Annotated in this window: 26 protein-coding genes; all 26 read right to left on the minus strand. The window is 34.1% G+C overall.

Annotated elements, in window-relative coordinates; genetic code table 11:
* Positions 1-17: 17 nt before the first annotated feature.
* The 26 genes from BM077_RS01155 to ylxM all read right to left on the minus strand — a co-directional run bounded on the left by BM077_RS01155 (position 18) and on the right by ylxM (position 18,848).
* Entirely contained in the window at positions 18-206 is a 189-nt protein-coding gene (locus BM077_RS01155; RefSeq protein WP_089747269.1) for a hypothetical protein, read from the minus strand.
* A 272-nt stretch (positions 207-478) separates the two neighbouring features.
* Entirely contained in the window at positions 479-643 is a 165-nt protein-coding gene (locus BM077_RS13655) for a hypothetical protein (RefSeq protein ID WP_176941575.1), read from the minus strand.
* Positions 619-855 carry an aminotransferase class V-fold PLP-dependent enzyme gene (locus BM077_RS14155; RefSeq protein WP_089747272.1) on the minus strand — a complete coding sequence of 79 codons (237 nt, stop codon included), beginning with the start codon at positions 853-855 and terminating at the stop codon, positions 619-621. Before BM077_RS14155 ends, BM077_RS13655 begins: the two co-directional genes overlap by 25 nt.
* Before the next feature lie 91 nt (positions 856-946).
* Entirely contained in the window at positions 947-1,291 is a 345-nt protein-coding gene (locus BM077_RS01165) for an ArsR/SmtB family transcription factor (RefSeq protein WP_089747275.1), read from the minus strand.
* Positions 1,292-1,449: 158 nt separating this feature from the next.
* Positions 1,450-2,526 carry an ACR3 family arsenite efflux transporter gene (gene arsB, locus BM077_RS01170; protein ID WP_089747277.1) on the minus strand — a complete coding sequence of 359 codons (1,077 nt, stop codon included), beginning with the start codon at positions 2,524-2,526 and terminating at the stop codon, positions 1,450-1,452.
* A 64-nt stretch (positions 2,527-2,590) separates the two neighbouring features.
* A complete protein-coding gene (locus BM077_RS01175; protein ID WP_089747279.1) occupies positions 2,591-2,908 on the minus strand; it encodes a hypothetical protein in 318 nt (105 codons plus the stop codon).
* Between the two features lie 29 nt (positions 2,909-2,937).
* Positions 2,938-3,831, minus strand: coding sequence for an ArsA family ATPase (locus BM077_RS01180; protein WP_089747280.1), 894 nt, complete (start codon positions 3,829-3,831; stop codon positions 2,938-2,940).
* Entirely contained in the window at positions 3,832-4,716 is an 885-nt protein-coding gene (locus BM077_RS01185; RefSeq protein ID WP_089747281.1) for an ArsA family ATPase, read from the minus strand. It lies immediately after the preceding gene.
* Entirely contained in the window at positions 4,716-5,039 is a 324-nt protein-coding gene (gene arsD / locus BM077_RS01190; protein ID WP_176941576.1) for an arsenite efflux transporter metallochaperone ArsD, read from the minus strand. The genes BM077_RS01185 and arsD overlap by 1 nt, the downstream gene beginning before the upstream one ends.
* Positions 5,040-5,144: 105 nt before the next feature.
* Entirely contained in the window at positions 5,145-5,468 is a 324-nt protein-coding gene (locus tag BM077_RS01195; RefSeq protein ID WP_089747285.1) for an ArsR/SmtB family transcription factor, read from the minus strand.
* A gap of 104 nt (positions 5,469-5,572) precedes the next feature.
* Positions 5,573-7,726, minus strand: coding sequence for a molybdopterin-containing oxidoreductase family protein (locus tag BM077_RS01200; protein WP_089747287.1), 2,154 nt, complete (start codon positions 7,724-7,726; stop codon positions 5,573-5,575).
* Between the two features lie 211 nt (positions 7,727-7,937).
* Positions 7,938-9,467: a YifB family Mg chelatase-like AAA ATPase gene (locus tag BM077_RS01205; protein WP_089747289.1), complete on the minus strand. Its 1,530-nt coding sequence runs from the start codon at positions 9,465-9,467 to the stop codon at positions 7,938-7,940.
* Positions 9,468-9,485: 18 nt separating this feature from the next.
* Entirely contained in the window at positions 9,486-9,848 is a 363-nt protein-coding gene (locus tag BM077_RS01210; protein WP_089747291.1) for a YraN family protein, read from the minus strand.
* 152 nt (positions 9,849-10,000) lie between these two features.
* Positions 10,001-11,170: an LptF/LptG family permease gene (locus BM077_RS01215; RefSeq protein WP_089747294.1), complete on the minus strand. Its 1,170-nt coding sequence runs from the start codon at positions 11,168-11,170 to the stop codon at positions 10,001-10,003.
* Between the two features lie 178 nt (positions 11,171-11,348).
* Complete coding sequence (locus BM077_RS01220) at positions 11,349-11,585, minus strand: hypothetical protein (RefSeq protein WP_089747295.1); 237 nt, start codon at positions 11,583-11,585, stop codon at positions 11,349-11,351.
* Positions 11,586-11,590: 5 nt separating this feature from the next.
* Complete coding sequence (locus BM077_RS01225) at positions 11,591-12,538, minus strand: ribonuclease HII (RefSeq protein WP_089747296.1); 948 nt, start codon at positions 12,536-12,538, stop codon at positions 11,591-11,593.
* A 112-nt stretch (positions 12,539-12,650) separates the two neighbouring features.
* Positions 12,651-13,496 (minus strand): ribosome biogenesis GTPase YlqF, encoded by an 846-nt coding sequence (gene ylqF, locus BM077_RS01230; protein WP_090095090.1) that lies wholly within the window; start codon positions 13,494-13,496, stop codon positions 12,651-12,653.
* 16 nt (positions 13,497-13,512) lie between these two features.
* Entirely contained in the window at positions 13,513-14,028 is a 516-nt protein-coding gene (gene lepB / locus BM077_RS01235; RefSeq protein WP_089747300.1) for a signal peptidase I, read from the minus strand.
* Positions 14,029-14,102: 74 nt separating this feature from the next.
* The gene (gene rplS, locus BM077_RS01240) at positions 14,103-14,453 is read right to left on the minus strand and encodes a 50S ribosomal protein L19 (RefSeq protein WP_089747301.1); all 351 of its coding nucleotides are present in this window, start codon (positions 14,451-14,453) and stop codon (positions 14,103-14,105) included.
* Positions 14,454-14,571: 118 nt separating this feature from the next.
* Positions 14,572-15,141 (minus strand): RNA methyltransferase, encoded by a 570-nt coding sequence (locus BM077_RS01245; protein ID WP_090095092.1) that lies wholly within the window; start codon positions 15,139-15,141, stop codon positions 14,572-14,574.
* Entirely contained in the window at positions 15,141-15,896 is a 756-nt protein-coding gene (trmD, locus tag BM077_RS01250; protein ID WP_089747305.1) for a tRNA (guanosine(37)-N1)-methyltransferase TrmD, read from the minus strand. The genes BM077_RS01245 and trmD overlap by 1 nt, the downstream gene beginning before the upstream one ends.
* Positions 15,897-15,907: 11 nt before the next feature.
* Positions 15,908-16,414, minus strand: coding sequence for a ribosome maturation factor RimM (rimM, locus tag BM077_RS01255; RefSeq protein WP_089747309.1), 507 nt, complete (start codon positions 16,412-16,414; stop codon positions 15,908-15,910).
* 122 nt (positions 16,415-16,536) lie between these two features.
* On the minus strand, positions 16,537-16,767 hold the full coding sequence (locus BM077_RS01260) for a KH domain-containing protein (protein ID WP_090095094.1): 231 nt from the start codon (positions 16,765-16,767) through the stop codon (positions 16,537-16,539).
* Positions 16,768-16,805: 38 nt separating this feature from the next.
* Positions 16,806-17,072 carry a 30S ribosomal protein S16 gene (gene rpsP / locus BM077_RS01265; protein ID WP_089747314.1) on the minus strand — a complete coding sequence of 89 codons (267 nt, stop codon included), beginning with the start codon at positions 17,070-17,072 and terminating at the stop codon, positions 16,806-16,808.
* 51 nt (positions 17,073-17,123) lie between these two features.
* Positions 17,124-18,476, minus strand: a complete 1,353-nt coding sequence (gene ffh / locus BM077_RS01270; protein WP_089747316.1) for a signal recognition particle protein — start codon at positions 18,474-18,476, stop codon at positions 17,124-17,126.
* Between the two features lie 21 nt (positions 18,477-18,497).
* Positions 18,498-18,848 (minus strand): YlxM family DNA-binding protein, encoded by a 351-nt coding sequence (gene ylxM, locus BM077_RS01275; protein WP_089747318.1) that lies wholly within the window; start codon positions 18,846-18,848, stop codon positions 18,498-18,500.
* Positions 18,849-18,898 lie beyond the last annotated feature (50 nt).

Consider the following 18,898-nt stretch of genomic DNA (forward strand, 5'->3'; position numbering starts at 1 on the left):
TAATTGCATCTTCTTCTTTAAATAATCCCTGTATAAGTAAAATATATGACCATAGGTAAATCCTGTTGATAAGCCTTTTCTATTTTATCATTTAAAGACTCTACTGCTAAAGTACTTTCATTATTTAATGATTTTTTTATCATATAACTTCCTACTAACAAAAGAGTTATCACAAATAAAATTATAATTTTTTTATTTTTTGACATTTAAACAACCTCCCATAATAAAGTTATCCGTAATTTAAAGAAAAACATAATTTCATATACGATTGAAAAACCGGCTCACGGCCGGCTTTATTTAAATTTTTCAACCTTTACCATTATAACCAACAGAAAGCAATTCCCCATTCTTTATGATAACAGGTACTTTGGTAGCTTTATGCTTTTCTTTTATAATCCTGCATCGCTTTTTTACAATATGGACATCCTAGTTTTGTATAAATGATAATTTCATCCAAAATTAATCCCTCCTAAGTAATTTAACTTGTAGTTGGATGCTTCATCTTTTCTCTTTCCTGTTTTTCAACCTTGGGAGCAACTTTTTCTAAAATAAATTCTAAAGCTTCCTGAGGATCTTTATCAAGACATATTCTTTCCAATTGAAGTTGATCATCTTCGTCTAAGCCGATAAATACTTTGCCCATATTAATTCCCCTCCTTCTTTTAAAAAAACTTTCAGAACTAAATTCAAAGATTCTGTAACATTAGTAGTAAAAACAACACTTTCAGGATCTTCAATATTAAAAAGTTGAACTAAAAGTTTTCTTGTTTCCTGAACAATTTTTTCAGCTTTTACTGCCTTCCGGTAGCTACCCCGACCGGGACTTACACCAATTTTTCTTTGACAATTATCCATTGCCCGATAAACTTTCTCTGGTTTTGGAAAAGAAGTAGCTGCATTAATCTAAATAAATACTCAGTTTTCTCCCTCCTCTCTTACAACTTAGTTATTTTAATCCTTTTATATTTTTTATCTCTTTTTTTCTTTGATCTAATTCTTTTATAAGTATATCATCGAGACAAGCAAAAAAATCAACAATACAGGGAGCTTCTAAGTAATAATAATTTTTCAAACCTTCCTTTCTAGAAGCAATAATCCCCGCCTGTTTTAAAGTGCTTAGATGTTTTGATACAGCCGATTGACTAACATCTAATATTTCTGTTAATTCACCTACACATCTTTCTTTTTTTTCAGCTAAAAGATCAACAATTTCCATTCTAGTTCGATGAGCTAATGCTTTAGCTATATTGGCACGAAATTCATGAATACTTTTATTACTAATTTTAAGCACTCCTCTCTCGTCGTTTTTATTATCTTGATATATTAGATATTAATTACTATACAACTATATTACTATATGGTAATATAGTTGTCAAGATAAAATAACATTATTTTCATTTTTTGTATAAGAAAAGGACCCACATTAACGTAGGTCCTTAATAAATAATCTTATGCTTTTGATTTTTGCGGAAACCAATGTCTAGTTCGATTGGCTATAGCAACTAAACCTAGCATAACCGGTACTTCAACTAATACACCAACTACTGTTGCTAAAGCCGCTCCCGATTGCAAACCGAATATTGAAATAGCAGTAGCTACAGCCAGTTCAAAGAAGTTACTAGCCCCAATCATACTGGCCGGGGCTGCCACTGAATGCTCTAAATTCAACAACTTAGCTCCACCATAACCGATTACAAAGATAAAGAAGGTCTGAATTGTAAGCGGGATGGCAATCAATAATATATCAAGCGGATTATTTAAGATAATATCGCCCTGGAAAGAGAATAGAATAATTAAAGTTAATAATAATCCGATAATTGTAAAGTTATCTAGACTCTTAAGATAGACATTTTCAAACCAGTCAATTCCTTTATTCTTAATCAAATACTTTCGAGACAGATAACCGGCCACTAATGGAATCACAATATAGAGTACTACAGATAAGAATACCGTATCATAAGGAACTGAAAAATTAGTTACTCCCAATAGTAACATAACCAGCGGAGCATAAGCAAAGACTAAAACTAAGTCATTGACCGCTACCTGAACTAGAGTATAACTAGCATCACCATCGGTTAAATAACTCCAAACAAAGACCATAGCAGTACATGGTGCAGCTCCTAACAAGATCGCTCCAGCTATATATTGATCTGCTAATTCTGGTGTAATAAAAGCTCCGAAGATATTCTTAAAGAATAACCAAGCAAAAAAGGCCATCGTAAAAGGTTTAATTAACCAGTTAACTGTTAAAGTCAAACCTAATCCTTTAGGCCGTTTTCCAGCTTCCAAAATACTGCTAAAATCAATCTGAACCATCATTGGATAGATCATAAACCAGATTAAGATTGCTACCGGAATTGATACCTGGGCATACTCAAACTTGCTTAAAGTATCCGGAAAAGCAGGAAATAATTTTCCAATTAAAATTCCAGCAACTATACAGATAGCAACCCATAACGTTAGATACTTCTCAAAAAAGCCTAATCCTTCTGTTTCTTCTTTAACTTCTTTTTTTTCTTGACTCATAATTATTCCTCCTTAACATTTAATGAAAATTTAGAACGGCGAAAATTCCCCGGCTGGTTAATGCTTATGACCCTTCCACTATAAATCTGATAATTCCTAAAAACCTTTTAATATCTAACTCCAGTTTAGTATGGCTATCCATTATTTCATGATGTATATAAAGTATAATATTTGATTTAGTTAACTCTTTATAATCTGCTAAATTTTCTTTCGCTGGTCTTCCCTTAATTACTTGCGGAGGAGTCTTAGCCCCCTGAGTTGATACAGAAGTCAACTTTCCTCCACAACAGCTATTAATCTTTTGTTCTCTTATAATCAAAGCTAAATCTTTCTTTTGTGCATAATTTTTCAGTTCAGAACTAATTATAATCTTCACTGACATTCAAGCTCCTTTTTTCAATTCAATCTTACCTATTCTTCATATAACTTTTCTCCTGCTTCGATTAAAGTTTCTAATCCTTGAATCTCCTCAGCTAAAAGCGGCATCTTAATAATCGGAGCAGAAAACTTCTCTTTCATAACTTCTAGCTGTTCGTCCTGCATCTTACTTCTTTTTTTGAAGTAAGGCGTAGTACAGTGCTCTTTTGGCAAAATCTGATTAGCAATAACTAATTGGGTCTCTACATCAACCGTCTCTAACTCTTCCACTGCTCGGTGTGCTTCTAAAATCGGAGTGGTTTCCGGATAAACCACAAAAGCAAAAGTAGTCTGTTCTTTATCCTGTAATTTAGCAATAACTCGTTTAAACCTTTTCTGTGATTCTAAATCAGCTTCAGTACTTGTATTGATCGAGGTCTTAAACTCTAATTGTTGCTCCCAATTCATCGGTAACTCTAATAAGCGTAAAGTATGACCGGTCGGGGCAGTATCAAAGACAATTACTTCATACTTATCAGCTTCTGTATAATCAATAAATTTATTAAAGGAAGCCATCTCCTCTGTACATGGAGAATCAAGCTCTTCTTTAAGTCCCATTAACATCTCTTCTGAATAATTCTTCTCTTTAGCGTCAGCTAAGACATTCTCTTTATATTCTTCAGTTACTTCTTTGGGATCGATCTTAACTATGTCTAAATTATCAACGCCATCTACTTCCGTAACTTCACCTTTTACTTCCTGTTCAAAAACATCTTCTAAATGTGAAGCAGGGTCAGTCGTTAAGAGCAAAGTCTTATAACCTTCTCGTGCTAAATAAACAGCAGTTACTGAAGATAAAGATGTCTTACCTACACCTCCTTTGCCAGCAAAAAAGAGCAAACGCGTTTCTTTCTCTTGTGGTAATAGTACTTTAGCTGCTTCCTTCATTTAAGCTGCCTCCTTATAGAGCATATTAGCGACCTTTCTTAAAACCTCTATTCCTTTAATTTCCTGATCTAATAATTCCATCTTTTTAGCTGGCAAATCAAACTTTTCATCTATCTCTGCTAGATATTTCTGCTGCATCTCTCCTCGCTTCTTAAAGAAAGGATTCTTACACTCTTCTTCTGGTAAGATTCCATTAACGATTATTGAACTAGTAGCAATTCCGATCTCTGATAGCTCACTACTGGAACGTGCAGTTTCGCGAATGGAGCTGCCTTCAGGCTGCATTACAAAGATAAACTCTGTTCTTTCCTCATCTTTTAACAACTCAATCGCCCGGTCATACTTCTCTTTAGAATCCTGAATAGTCTGTACCGGCCCCATGCAGGTTTGACCGCTACCTTCAGCGCTTTCTTCGATATGCTTACTCCAATCAACCGGTAATTCCAATAATCTAATTGTATGGCCCGTTGGTGCTGTATCAAAGATAACCACATCGTATTGATCATCATCCATGAAGTCAATAAACCTATCAAAAGAGGCCATCTCTTCAGTACAAGGCGAATTCAACTGTTCTTCAACTACTTCTAACATTTCTTCATTAAATATATCACGCATCGGAGCTAGAGTCTTTTCTTTATACTCTTCTGTTGCCTCTTTAGAATCGATCTCCATCGCTGATAGATTATCAATTCCTTCAATTTCTGTTACTTGATGACCGATCTCTTGCTCAAAAACATCTGATAAATTAGCGGCCGGATCAGTCGTTACTAAAATAGTATCTAATCCCTGATCAGCATAATAAACAGCAGTAGTCGACGCCATAGATGTCTTGCCTACTCCTCCTTTACCGGAGAAGAAGATATACTTTGTATCCTCTAAAGTCATTATTCTTCCTCCCTAATCTTATTGATTTCTGCTCTTAATTTTTCTAAAGTTGGATATTCTCTCATTTCAATTATTTTACCATTAACGGTAGTAATCGGTAAATCATCTGTTCCTTTATTATTTACTGCATCCAAAATTGATTGGTTCTGCTGAAAAGCAAAAGGATTATGATTCATCGAATTTCTTTCTACTTCAACCCCTTCCTTTTCTAACTGTTTTAGTGCGTCATTAAACTGAACTAATTCATCATCTACATCCGGGCCACATACTCCTGTGGAACAACACATCGGCGGTTCATATACTTCTACTTTAATTTTACTCATTTTAATAATTCCTCCTCGTAAAGTATTAAATTTACACATAAAATTTATAAATGTAAAAGAAGCTACATATAAAACACCTTTGATATGTTCATTAAAAAACTATTCTTACTTCTCTTCTCTACATTTCTGGCTAGGTTCAGCCTGAGTATAATTTTCTTTTAATTCTCCTGATTTTTGAGCTATGGCTTTAAATAACTTGAAAATTTTTTCATTTAATGAATAGTAAATCCATTTACCATCTCGATTAGTATTCACCATTTCTGCTTCCTTTAGTATTTTTAAATGATGAGAAATTCTTGGCTGTGACATAGCCAATTCTTCTTGTAACTCACAGACACAAAGCTCACCACAAGATAAAAGTTCAATTATTCTTAATCTAGTTTCATCAGCTAATACTTTTAAAAATTTTACTAATTCTTCTTCTTTCATGTTAGGCTTCTTCCTTTCATATAAAAAAACTTTTATATAACTATTACAAATATAACATATAAATTATTCTTAGTCAAACAAATTTAAAATTAAGTTTTTATCATTTAAATAGAATTAATTGTTACTGTTGTTTCATTTAAATATGAAACTCCACTGATCGGGTCAAGCTTAAGATTATCAACCAAACGATTAATATTTGCCCCTTGACCTTTAGCTACTCTTAAATTTTCGGAAGTATGACCAAATCCATGAGAAGCTTGTACCACTCCTGGTCTAATTTCACTAGTTACTTTGGCAGTTAAAGTTACTCTATCAATTTCGGAGCTAACTACTACCTCTTCTCCATCTCGAATTTCTCGTTCTTTTGCATCTTCTGGATTAATCAACAAAAAGTTCTTGCCTTCTCGATTCATCAAAGTTGGTAAGTTTTGAGTAGTACTATGCGTATGACATCGTAATTTACCGGTAGTAATTAACTTCAGCTTATCATTATCAGTTTGCAATTCATAAACAGGAGCTTGATTACCACCGACCTGTAAAAATTCTTTAACTAAATCAGATTCCATATCTTCATCTAAAGTAAAATTAAACTTACCATTCAAAAGCCGCCCATAACGATAATATTTAGGTTCATCATAGTTATTAGCTAACCAAATCCCTTTTCTTTTAAGTTCTTCTAGTTGAACTCTACTACCATCGATTTGTTCTATATCTAGCCTCATCTTTAAATAAGATTCTATATCATCTTCATCAAAATTTTGGAACGAATCATATCCTAATAATTTGCCTAACTTAACAAAAGTCCAGTATCCTGACTTGGCATTATATTGTGGTTCAACAACCTTTTGATACATAGTTAAAAGTGCTCCATTAGAGTATTGTTTAACCACTTCGCGTCTTTCTAAATAAGTAGTATCCGGTAAAATAATACTTCCAACTGGAAATGCTTCTAGAGTATCAGTCTGATAAATATCATAACCTACCGCAAAATCTAAATGGCTTAGAGCCTTTCTCCATCTTTCACTATTAGCATCAGCTAATATCGGGTTAGTAAAGTAAATAAAAGCTCCTTTTATTCCCTGCCCATTATATAAAGAAGTAATCTTTTCTTCTAATAACGGCCCTGTAGGAACATGACCAGGGTTTAAAATAGCCTCAGGAATCAAACCTCTACAACCATAACTGGCCGTTAAATTGCTAAAACCTACTTCTTCATGTAATGGTTTAGCTTTAATATTATTTGTGAATTTAGGAGATTTTAATCTACCTTCTTCTCTAAAAACCATCCCCCCTGGTGCATCTACACTACCTACTAAAGCATTCAAGCAAGCAACTGCTCGGTGAGCATCTATTCCTTGTCTTTGATTATCTAATCCAGTCCATGAATCAGCCAATTGCCGCTTGCTTTTAGCAAATCGACGCGCAATAGTATAGATCGTCTCTGTGTTAACACCAGTAATTTGTGACACATTTTCCGGATTATATTTCTTCTGCATTACTTCAGCTTTAAAACTAGTAAAGCCTCTACTATACTTATCAATAAACTCCTGATTATATAACTTTTCTTCAATGATTACTTGAGCTAAGCTTAACGCTAATGCTCCATCAGTTCCCGGCTTGACTGACACCCATAAATCAGCATTTTTAGCGCTCTTAGTCTGTCGCGGATCAATTACTACTAGCTTAGCACCTCTTTTTACAGCATTTTTAACATCTTTAAAGAAATAAAACCATTTATGAGCCTCCAAAGGATTAGCTCCAAATAGAAGAATATAATCTGAATTTTTAAAATCGGGTAAAGGACGGTAATCATTATAAGTTAATTTTTTAGCTAAACGTCGATTAGCATCACAAATACTAGTATGAGCAAATTGATTAGGAGTTCCATAAGATTTAGCTAAACCTTGGAATAACTCTTTATAAGGTGGCGTCGGTCCCCACATAAAAAGGAAAGACTCTGGACCATATTTATCTTTAATATGATTCATTCTCTCTACTATTATTTGCAAAGCTTCATCCCATTCTATTGCTTCCCAGTTATTTTTATCAATCTTCTTTTTAGGTTTTAAAAGACGATCAGAATCATAGAGTTGTTCTAAACCCGCTAACCCTTTTGGACATAGTTGGCCTTCATTAAAAGGGTGTGATTTATTACCAGTAATTTTGATTACTTTATTGTCTTCTATAGTAACCTCTATACCACATTTTCCTCCTTGACACATTACACAGGATGAAAAAACTTTATTTTTTTCTCTCATATCTTTTTATCTCCTTCTATCATTTAAAGTTTATTTCTTTCTTATCCTTTTAACATATAAATGAATTTTTATATGTTATTTAAAATTATAACAGACTAAATTTACTGCGTCAATAATTTTTAAATCTAATAAATTTAATCGACTCTTATGTCTTAACAAAATAATATTATACTTTTTAGTATTCAGCTAAAAATTCCTTCCCTTAAAGATATTAACTAACAAATAATTTCCTATCTAAATCACGATACTGAATCGCTTCTGCTATATGGTCAACCTCAATCATACTCTCGTTATCTAAATCTGCTATCGTTCTTCCTAATTTTAGAATGCGATCATAAGCCCTAGCACTTAAATTTAATCGCTCAATAGCAGATCTTAATAATTTTTGACCTTCTTTAGTCAAGTTACAATGTTCTTCTAATAATTTCCCACTCATTTCAGCATTACAATTAATCTCTTCACCTTCAAATCGCTGCTGCTGAATTTGTCGCACCTGATTAACCCGTGATCTAATCTCAGCTGAACTCTCTCCAGTTGGTGAACTAGCAAGTACATCGGGGTCTAAACGCGGTACTTCTATATGAATATCTATCCTGTCTAATAAAGGCCCAGAAACTTTATTTAAGTACCTTTCAACTTGATAATGACTACAACTACACTTCTGACTTGCATCGCCAAAAAAACCACAAGGACACGGATTCATAGCAGCTACTAGCATTATATTGGCCGGGTAGGTTAAAGTTGTTAATGAACGTGAAATCGTAACTTCGTTTGCTTCTAAAGGCTGTCTTAAGACTTCTAATACATTACGATTAAACTCTGGCAACTCATCTAAGAATAAGACTCCATGGTGAGATAGACTAACCTCTCCTGGCTGTGGGATCCTACCTCCTCCAATCATACCAGCATTAGAGGTAGTATGATGAGGACTTCTAAAAGGACGGCGACTAATTAAAGCTTCATCTGTAGATAATAACCCTAATATACTATGGATCTTAGTTAATTCTATAGCTTCATCTAACGATAAGTTAGGTAAGATTGTTGGAATCCGTCTTGCTAACATCGTCTTTCCTGATCCAGGAGGCCCAATCATGATTACGTTATGTCCTCCAGCGGCAGCTATTTCTAAAGCTCGTTTGGCTGCTGCTTGTCCTTTTACTTCGGCAAAATCGACTTTATAATCCGGTTCTAAATCCAGTCTATAATTAACATCTATTCTATTCTTAATCTCATTATTATTTAAAAAATCAATCGTTTCCAATAAAGAATTGACTGGAATAACTTCAATCCCTTCTACCACTGCTGCCTCTTTAGCATTAGAAGGTGGTAATATAATACCTACCTTTCCTTCTTCCTTAGCTTGAATAGCCATCGGTAAAGCTCCTTTAATGCTTCGCAATTCTCCTGTTAAAGATAACTCGCCGACTACTACATAATCTTTTAATGATTCTTCTTCCACTATACCTTGAGCTGCTAAAATACCAATAGCAATTGGTAAGTCATATGCAGCTCCTTCCTTTTTAATATCTGCTGGTGCCAAATTTGCTGTGATTCGTTTAACCGGAAATTGAAATGCTGAATTCTTAATTGCTGCCCTTACTCTTTCTCGTGCTTCTTTGACTGCTGCATCGGGTAATCCTACTAAATTAAAAGCAGGTAATCCTTTAGCTAAATCTATTTCTACATCAACTAAATATGCTTCTATACCTAATACTGCGCTACTTACCACTTTTGCAATCATTTTTTCACTCCTTTTTTATTATACTAAAAATGCATTCTCCAAATGAGACAACTTATAATCTTCTACTCCTCGATACATAATCCCAATTACATCAAATCTGAAGTCAATATTTTGGTCTTGGTTTTGACTAATATAGTAACGGGCTAACTGCTGTAGTTTCTTTTGTTTTCGAAGATTAACTTCCGCTTGGGGAGAACCGAATTTATCATTTTGCTTAGTCTTTACTTCAACAAAAATAAGATAATTATCTTTATAAGCAATAATATCGATCTCTCCAAATCGACAACGATAATTTCTTTGCACAATTTGATAGCTATTTTCTTTTAAGTATTTAGTTGCTATTTCTTCACCGTATTTACCTAATTCTTGCTTATTGAGCATTCTTTTTTCACCTCTATATGTAATTTTATTCTAGTTTAATAATTATTTTCCTCTTATTAATTTAAAAAATACTCAACTATTGTGCAATAGTTGAGCATTTAATACTTCATTCTAATCTATTATCTCCAATCCATTAGACTCACTCGAATCACTTACATAATACATATCAAAGTTAAAATAACTAAAAAACTAGATAATACTCTACTAGTTAAGCCATTAAAGAAAGATTTGCAGGCATCCCTCCAAACAAGTAATATTACACCTAGTAAACCAAAAATTATATTAGGTAACCACGCTGCCAATAATGGTGGTAAGAATCCGTTACGCCCAAATGAACGAGCTAACGATAGAATTAGATAATATAAAAAGACAATCGCAATCGTTAAGACTATATTAATTGCGCGACTGTCCTTAGTACTAAGGCTTAACGGTGTTCCCAATAAAATAAAAAGAAAAACAATTAACGGCTTAGCTAGCTTCAAATGATAATCTACCAGTAAGGAATCTACTTGTAATCCACTATTTTTAAATAAATCAATTTCTTTCTTTAGTTCTGCTCTACTCATTTCCGAGGGAGTCTTCTGTTCTCCAAAAAAGTTTTCTACACCTTTAGTTATCTCTATATCCATAACCTTAAACTGTGTCTCTAAGGTTAGATGTCCTTTTTCATCATATTTATGGATAATACCATTCTTTAATTGCCAACTATTATTATTAATAATTCCAGTCTCAGCGGTAATTACTTTAGGATAATTCTCTGTCTTTCCATAATCAAAGATAACTATCTTCTTTAGAGTAGCTTCTTTTTCAAGATATTCTTTCACATAAAAGAGTCTATTATTAGGCCCTTTAAAGAAGACATCATCTTCAATACCAGGCATACTCTCTTTTAAAATCGATCTACGAATGATATTTTGTGCTTTATGATTTGACCAAGGTACTACTCTTTCATTTAAAAAATACGTCATTCCACTTATTAAGATGCCTAAAATAAGTAATGGTATAATAAAACGATAAATACTAATACCACCCATTCGCAATGCTGTAAATTCGTTATCACTACTCAATCTCCCTAGCCCTACCATAGTTGCAAGTAGAATAGCAATGGGAAAAGTTTGTACTATAATTTCTGGCAACTGATAACTTAATAGCTTCAATACAACCACCCAAGAAACATTCTTAATTATAATTAAATCGGTCATTTGAAATAAAAAACTACTTAGCATAATAACTCCAATAATAGCTACGCCAGCTAGAAATGGTAATAAGATCTCTTTAATTATGTATCGGTCAACTATTTTAACTGGTAAATTATTAATCATATAATTTCTAACTGACACCTCTTTTCACGATTAAAATTACATTTTAATTATGTTAACGACTACATTAAAACTTCAACAAATCAACCTCTCTTCCTTCTTATTCTTGGAATTTAATTGTAAGATTAAACTGTTTACCTCTAACAAAAAAGCTATACCTGCTTTATAAGCAAATATAGCTTCAAACACGAACATCTATTGAATTTTTACCTATTTCTCCATCATAATTTCTCTTTAATACTTTCAATATCACAGTATTCTTATACTTCCCTTTAACCTGTACTTTGACCCGTTCTTCCACTTTTAAATCAGTTAAGACTCTTGCTTCCAAAGCATAATTCCCAAAATTAATTACCGCCGTCTTCTCCTTAACCTCTAATACTGTACCAGTCAAGATATCTCCAGCTTTTAACTGCATTTAAATCACCTTAACTCTTTCTTCTGTCTTAAAAAGATATTGCGCAATTCTTCTAATTCTACATCTATTAATAATTCTTCACAGTCTTTAATTGTACTAGCAACCACTTCTAATTCAACTATTGAATTGGCTTCTTCTAAACCTTCCTTGAATAGATAAAAATCTTCTCCCAAAGCTGATTCTTTAACTTTGCTAAAAGAATACCTATGTACCTCACAAGGACCATGCTCATTTAAAGCAGCAATATGTTCCACAGTACCATAACCTTTATGTTGAGTAAAACCATACTCTGGATATTCTTTATCGTACTCTACTAGCATACGGTCTCTTGTCACTTTCGCAATAATTGAAGCAGCAGCTATCGATATGCTTCGAGCATCACCATCGATTAGCTTCCTCTGCTCAGTACTAAGACCTGGAATCTCTTCCCCGTCAACTAATAGATAGTCGACCTTTGTTTCTAAACTAATAATTGCTTCTTGCATCGCCTGAAATGTAGCATTACGAATATTAATCTCATCTATGCGTGTTGAATCAACGATTCCTACACCTATATCTATCGCTTCATCCTGAATAATATCAAACAACTCTTCTCGTTTTGATTCTGAAAGCTTTTTAGAGTCATCTAACCCCGGAATAAATATATCTTGCGGTAGAATCACTACTGAAGCAACTACTGGTCCAGCCAGAGGACCTCTACCAGCTTCGTCTACTCCACCGATTAATTCGTATCCTTTTGCAAATAACTTTTTTTCAAATTTCTGCATCCGTTGAAACTTTTCCTTTTCTTGCTTAGCTCGTAACTTCTTATTTCGATAACGCTTAGATAGAGTCTTAACTCCTTTTCTACCATCAGCCTCTAACTGTTCAATTAAATCATCAGTAATTCTATTCAACTCTTTCTTTTTTAATTCAGCTTTAATCTCTTTAATTGATAAATCTTCTAAATTCATATTTAGTCACTCCAAAACTGATTTTCTAACTAGGGCTCTTACATAATTAATTGATACCGCCTGCAAATTTATGCCCGAAATTCAATTATAATACTCGCTTAACTGTAGTCTGTTATCTATCCTCTGGCAGTTCTAAACTAACTCGACCTAATTCACCTTTTCTAAATTCCTGTAAAATTATATTACCAGTACGTTCACGATCAACTTTACCACCAGTCATTAAACAACCACGTTTACGTCCGATATCTTCCATTAATGTTAAGGTATCGTTACTAACATAATCTAAATTAAATCTATCTTCTAAGGTATCAGGAATCATTACCTTTAAAATTTTTAGTAATTTATACGCAATCGTTTCGGCATCATAAATGTCTTCTTTGATGGCTCCCGTAGCTGCTAATTTAAATCCTACTTCTTCATCTTCGAACTTGGGCCATAAGATTCCTGGTGTGTCTAATAATTCAAAACCATCTCTGATCTTCACCCATTGTTGACCACGAGTCACCCCAGGACGATTTCCAGTTCTAGTGCTGCCTCTTTGACTAAGTTGATTAATCAACTGTGATTTACCAACATTAGGAACACCAACAATCATCATTCTTATATCACGTTTCTTCCTTCCTTGCTCTACTAGTTTGTCTAACTTTTTAGTCATTAAATTCTGAGCTTGATTAATGATTAAGTTGACTCGTTGCCCGTTAAGGGAATTAATAGCTATAGTTGGAGCTATTTGACTTAAATGCTTAGTCCATGCTTTAGTAATCTTTCTATCAGCTAAATCCATCTTATTGAGAGCAATAATTCGTTTTTTATCTTCTAAAATCTCATCAATATCAGGGTTTCTACTACTCATCGGAATTCTTGCATCTAATAACTCAATTACTACATCGATTAACTTTAAGCTTTCTTCTAATTTTCTTTTTGCTTTTGCCATATGACCTGGATACCAGTTAATCATTTTGTCACCTGCTTTCTCAATTAATTAAACCGATTCTATTTAGAGGCCAAAATCTAATCCATGCCTCGCCAACAATATTCTGGCGTGGTACAAATCCCCAGAATCTACTATCCTCACTATTATTACGATTATCCCCAAGTACAAAATAATTCTTGGGCGGAACCTTCACTTTTTGATAATCGCTATACCCTTGACTTAAAGTATAATCCTCTTTGAGGGGATTACCATTAACATAGACTGTGCCATCTTCGATTCTTACCCGATCACCAGGTAGACCAATTACTCGCTTTATAAACTTCTTCCGTGGGTCGACCGGATATTTAAAGACAATAATATCTAGGCGTTCTGGATCTTCAAAGCGGTAAATGAATTTATTAACAAAGAGTCTGTCCCCAGGCTTCAATGTAGGACGCATAGACCCGGAAGGAATATAGAAAGCTTGAATAATAAAAGTTATGATTAAGAACGATAATATTATAGCAATAATTATTGCTTCTAAATACTCTTTAAATTCTGCTTTTGACATCTCCATTACCTTCATCCTTTCAAAATCTAAAATATATAAAAGAGGACAAGCATAACGCCAGTCCTCTCCTTTATCTCGCCTTAATAATTCTTCTTTTCTCTAACTCTAGCTGCTTTACCCCTACGCTCACGAAGATAGAATAACTTAGAACGATTTACATCTCCTCGTTTAACAACTTCTATCTTAGCAATATTTGGAGAATGAAGAGGAAAGATCCTCTCTACACCGATTCCATGAGAAATTTTTCTGACAGTGAAAGTCTCTCGTACTCCTCCACCTTTTCTCTGAAGAACAATACCTTCAAATACCTGAATTCTTTCTTTACCACCTTCAACGACCTTAACATCTACCTTAACAGTATCGCCAGCTTTAAATTCAGGAATATCATCTTTCATATTTTCTTCCTCTACAGCTTTGATTAAGTCTTGCATTATGTTCCCTCCTTCCTCTAAGACGTTCGTACCTTACCTAAAAGATAGAGGACCGTCTGTGGTCATACAGCCTATATTATAACATAAAAGACTAGTAATCACAAGTAAAAATTTTAAATTAGTCCCACCATGTTTCTCCTACTAATCTATCTAAAATTATTGATGCAGCACTTCGTACGGAAAGATGATTATATTCCCCTCTACCATAGACAGGTTCTAAAATATAGTCTGCACTCTCCATTACTTCTTTAGTCAAACCCCAACCGGTTCCTAATAAGACCAAGTACGGTTCATCTTGATTATGAATCCTGTCTCTTAAATCCTGATAACTGATAGTATTATCATATTTGCGAGCATCAGTAGTAACTACTACTGGCTCAATTCCGACCTCTTCTTCTATATCTTGAATAACCTCTCCTACGTTAGATTTAACATCTAAAATAGAGAAGGCTTCTTGCCGATCTGGATTATATTCTGCGCCAAAGTCACTAGCCCAATACTCTCTCATTCTTGCTACTAATTCTTGTTGTGAATCAAGGTGATTTACAATATAATATTTATTTAAATTATAAGTTCGACTAGCTCGTGCTATATCATGTAAATCTAAGTTAGTTACTGTAGTTGTAATCTCTTTAAAATTTTTATTATAAACTGGATTATGTACTAAGCTTAAATACAAATTAGAAATTAAATTTCACCTCCAAGCTCCTTTTCTTCCTTTGAATCTTTAATTTTATTCAATAACTCTTTCTCTTCACTAGTTAAATCTATATCTTCTAATAAGTCAGGGCGTCTAATAATAGTTCTTTTTAGTGCTTCTTTTTGACGCCATTCAGCTATCTTTTGATGATTCCCACTTAATAATATTGCTGGCACCTCTAACCCTCTAAATTCCCTAGGACGAGTATAATGTGGATAGTCTAAGATACCTTGATAGAATGAGTCTTCAATAGCAGATTCCTCTGTTCCTAGAACTCCTGGAACCATCCTTGCTACAGCATCAATTAAGACTAGCGCTGGAAATTCACCTCCGGTCAAAACATAGTCTCCAATAGAGATCTCTTCATCTATTAATTCCTTCCTTACTCTCTCATCTACCCCTTCATATCTACCACAGAGAATAACTAGGTGCTCTTCTTCAGCTAATCTTTTAGCTATATCTTGATTAAATACTTTACCTTGCGGCGACATAAAGATAGTCTTACTATCCCTACTCTTTACTGCCTCTACTGCCCTAAAGATTGGTTCGGGCTTCATTACCATGCCAGCACCACCGCCATAAGAATAATCGTCGACATTCTTATGTTTATTCAATGCAAAGTCACGAATATCGGTAACCTTTACATCAATTAAACTTTGCTCTTGAGCTTTCTTTAGAATACTTTCATTTAAAGGACCATTAAATATCTCTGGAAAAATACTCAATATATCAAACTTAATCATAAATAATCACCTTATAATAAACCTTTAATTGGCTTAATAGTCATCTTACCTGTTTCCAAATCTACTTTTGTAACTACCTTTTTTAAAGCTGGGATTAGATATTCATCTTGCTTTGACCTAACTACATATACATCATTGCTGCCAGTTTCTAAGATATCTTTAATCTCTCCTAAGACTCTTCCTTCAACAGTAACCACTTCTAAACCTAAGATATCATGCAAGTAATAGTGCTCTTCTGGAAGTTCAATTGCTTCCTCAGGTGCAATCTTAACTAATGCATCTTTCAATTCAATTGCAGCACCTATATCATCAAACCCAACAAACTTTAAAATTACAAACTGTTTATGATACCGCAAACTTTCAATAATTACTTCCTGTTGTTGACTATCTTTTTCTAAAACTACTCTCTCTAATAACTCAAATCTCTCTGGATAATCAGTTAAAGGCATCACCCTTACTTCGCCTTTATTGCCTTGATGTTTGGTTATTCGTCCAATAGTAATTAAATCTTCTGTCATAAAAAACACCTCTTGAATTCTAATTACAATACATTACTTAGTTTAAACTATTCTAAAAAAATGATACTCTAATGACTAATAGAGCTAGAGTTTTACCTCTAGCTCTCTCATTTAAGTAATTATTATTGAATAATTTCTACAATTACTCGTTTTCCTTCTTTAGTAGCTGCTGCTTTAACTACAGTTCTAATGGCTTTAGCTATTCTACCTCTCTTACCAATAACTTTCCCCATATCCTCTTCAGCTACCTGTAATTCCAGAATTACTGATTTAGCACCCTCGACTTCATTAACCTTTACTTGCTTAGGATTATCAACAATCGAACGAGAAATTAACTCTACTAATTCTTTCAAAATATCAGACACCTCCTAAAGTAACAAACTGATGTCTACTACCTCTTTAATTCATCAAATTTTTTCATGATACCCTCTCTTTTGAACAGTGTCTTAATTGTGTCTGAAGGTTTCGCTCCATTCTGCAACCATTCCAAAGCTCTCTCCTCATCAATCTTAACTGTCTTAGGTTCAGTCGTTGGGTTATAATAGCCTAGTTCTTCAATGAATCTACCATCACGAGGCTTACGAGAATCAGCAACTACCAATCTATAAGAAGGATTCCGTTTCGCACCCATTCTTTTTAATCTAATCTTAACTGCCATATTTATCACCTCCTTAAAATGATTGAATATTATTAGCTAAATAAATCTATTCTAAAAGAATGGAAACTTACCACCAAGTCCGCCTCCACCTTTTTTCATGCCTTTTTGCATATCTCCAAACTGCTTCATCATCTTCTTAGTCTGTTTAAATTGTTTTAATAAACGGTTTACATCCTGGACTTTAGTACCGCTTCCTTTAGCAATTCTTCGACGACGGCTACCATTAATAATACTAGGCTCTCTTCGCTCTTCTGGAGTCATAGAATTGATGATTGCTTCAATTTGATCTAAATGGCTCTCATCCATATCCATTCCTTTTAGCTTCTTCACTTTTCCCATGCCAGGAATCATATCCATGATCTGATCTAAAGGCCCCATATTTCGAACTTGTCCCATCTGTTCTTTGAAATCCTCTAAAGTAAACTCTTCTTTACGTAGTTTCTGCTCTAATTCTTTAGCCTTATCAGCATCCATGCTCTGTTCGGCTTTCTCAATTAAACTTAACACATCACCCATACCTAAGATTCTCGAAGCCATGCGATCAGGATGGAATGGTTCTAAATCATCTAATTTCTCACCCATACCAGCAAATTTAATCGGTTTACCTGTTACCTCACGAATGGATAAAGCCGCACCACCACGAGCATCTCCATCTAATTTAGTTAATGCAATGCCATCGACTCCTAAAGCATTGTCGAAGTTTTCAGCCACGTTAACTGCATCCTGTCCAGTCATTGCATCAACCACTAGTAAAATCTCTTGTGGCTTAACAGCTGCTTTAATATTCTTTAGTTCATCCATTAATGTCTCATCTATGTGTAGTCTACCAGCCGTATCTATGATCACAACATCACGTCCATTAGATTCAGCGTGATTAACACCTGCTTTAGCAATATCAACTGGGTCCTGTTTATCCCCCATAGAGAAGACAGGTTGATCTAGCCTTTCTCCTAAGACTTGTAACTGCTTAATAGCTGCTGGACGATAAACATCACCAGCGACTAATAATGGTCTTCTCCCTTTCTTATGAAGATGTTTCGCTAGTTTACCAACAGTCGTTGTCTTACCTGCTCCTTGTAATCCAACTAACATAATAACTGTTGGCGGTTCAGGAGCTAAGGTTAATTTACTTTGGGTTCCTCCCATTAATTCTGTTAACTCTTCATTAACTATCTTAATAACTTGTTGTCCTGGAGTTAAACTTTCTAATACTTCATGTCCAACTGCTCTCTCTTCAATATCCTTAATAAAACTCTTTACTACTCGAAAGTTAACATCTGCTTCTAATAAAGCTAACTTGACTTCACGCAAAGCAGCCTTAACATCTTTTTCTGACAACTTACCTTTGCCGCGCAACTTATCAAATGTGCCTTGCAATTTTTCAGCTAGACCTTCAAATACCACTTTCTAAGTCCCCTCCTTATATTAATCACTTAGCTCACCTAAATCATCAACAATTTCTAATAGAGACTTCACTTCTTTATCATCAATCTGATTGGCTATCTTATCAACAATATTAGCTAACTTTTTAACTTTAACTTGATTCTTCTTATGTTTCTTTACTAAACCTAACTTTGCTTCGTAATCTTCTAAAGCAGCCTCAGCTCTCTGCAAATTATCATAAACAGCCTGACGACTAATACTATATTCATCAGCAATCTCTCCTAAAGATAGATCATGATAAAAATAGAGCCTTATCATCTCTTGCTGCCTTTCAGTTAACAACTCTTCATAAAAAGCAAATAAATTTCCAATTCTAACGGCTCGTTCTAACAAACAGATCACCTACAATCTCTGTTAAGCAAAAATACTTTACAGCCGATAGT

This window comes from Candidatus Frackibacter sp. WG13 (assembly GCF_900114655.1).
Classification (GTDB): domain Bacteria; phylum Bacillota; class Halanaerobiia; order Halobacteroidales; family Acetohalobiaceae; genus Frackibacter.

What these genes read in the sequence shown, in the direction of transcription:
- BM077_RS01210 (WP_089747291.1), bottom strand. Translation starts at nt 9,848, where the DNA reads ATGCTCAATAAGCAAGAATTAGGTAAATACGGTGAAGAAATAGCAACT.
- BM077_RS01185 (WP_089747281.1), bottom strand. Translation starts at nt 4,716, where the DNA reads ATGACTTTAGAGGATACAAAGTATATCTTCTTCTCCGGTAAAGGAGGA.
- rplS (WP_089747301.1), bottom strand. Translation starts at nt 14,453, where the DNA reads ATGCAAGACTTAATCAAAGCTGTAGAGGAAGAAAATATGAAAGATGAT.
- BM077_RS13655 (WP_176941575.1), bottom strand. Translation starts at nt 643, where the DNA reads ATGGGCAAAGTATTTATCGGCTTAGACGAAGATGATCAACTTCAATTG.
- rpsP (WP_089747314.1), bottom strand. Translation starts at nt 17,072, where the DNA reads ATGGCAGTTAAGATTAGATTAAAAAGAATGGGTGCGAAACGGAATCCT.
- arsD (WP_176941576.1), bottom strand. Translation starts at nt 5,039, where the DNA reads ATGAGTAAAATTAAAGTAGAAGTATATGAACCGCCGATGTGTTGTTCC.
- ylqF (WP_090095090.1), bottom strand. Translation starts at nt 13,496, where the DNA reads ATGATTAACTGGTATCCAGGTCATATGGCAAAAGCAAAAAGAAAATTA.
- BM077_RS01215 (WP_089747294.1), bottom strand. Translation starts at nt 11,170, where the DNA reads ATGATTAATAATTTACCAGTTAAAATAGTTGACCGATACATAATTAAA.
- rimM (WP_089747309.1), bottom strand. Translation starts at nt 16,414, where the DNA reads ATGACAGAAGATTTAATTACTATTGGACGAATAACCAAACATCAAGGC.
- BM077_RS01175 (WP_089747279.1), bottom strand. Translation starts at nt 2,908, where the DNA reads ATGTCAGTGAAGATTATAATTAGTTCTGAACTGAAAAATTATGCACAA.
- BM077_RS14155 (WP_089747272.1), bottom strand. Translation starts at nt 855, where the DNA reads ATGGATAATTGTCAAAGAAAAATTGGTGTAAGTCCCGGTCGGGGTAGC.
- BM077_RS01200 (WP_089747287.1), bottom strand. Translation starts at nt 7,726, where the DNA reads ATGAGAGAAAAAAATAAAGTTTTTTCATCCTGTGTAATGTGTCAAGGA.
- BM077_RS01195 (WP_089747285.1), bottom strand. Translation starts at nt 5,468, where the DNA reads ATGAAAGAAGAAGAATTAGTAAAATTTTTAAAAGTATTAGCTGATGAA.
- BM077_RS01220 (WP_089747295.1), bottom strand. Translation starts at nt 11,585, where the DNA reads ATGCAGTTAAAAGCTGGAGATATCTTGACTGGTACAGTATTAGAGGTT.
- BM077_RS01155 (WP_089747269.1), bottom strand. Translation starts at nt 206, where the DNA reads ATGTCAAAAAATAAAAAAATTATAATTTTATTTGTGATAACTCTTTTG.
- BM077_RS01205 (WP_089747289.1), bottom strand. Translation starts at nt 9,467, where the DNA reads ATGATTGCAAAAGTGGTAAGTAGCGCAGTATTAGGTATAGAAGCATAT.
- lepB (WP_089747300.1), bottom strand. Translation starts at nt 14,028, where the DNA reads ATGGAGATGTCAAAAGCAGAATTTAAAGAGTATTTAGAAGCAATAATT.
- BM077_RS01225 (WP_089747296.1), bottom strand. Translation starts at nt 12,538, where the DNA reads ATGAATTTAGAAGATTTATCAATTAAAGAGATTAAAGCTGAATTAAAA.
- trmD (WP_089747305.1), bottom strand. Translation starts at nt 15,896, where the DNA reads ATGATTAAGTTTGATATATTGAGTATTTTTCCAGAGATATTTAATGGT.
- BM077_RS01180 (WP_089747280.1), bottom strand. Translation starts at nt 3,831, where the DNA reads ATGAAGGAAGCAGCTAAAGTACTATTACCACAAGAGAAAGAAACGCGT.
- arsB (WP_089747277.1), bottom strand. Translation starts at nt 2,526, where the DNA reads ATGAGTCAAGAAAAAAAAGAAGTTAAAGAAGAAACAGAAGGATTAGGC.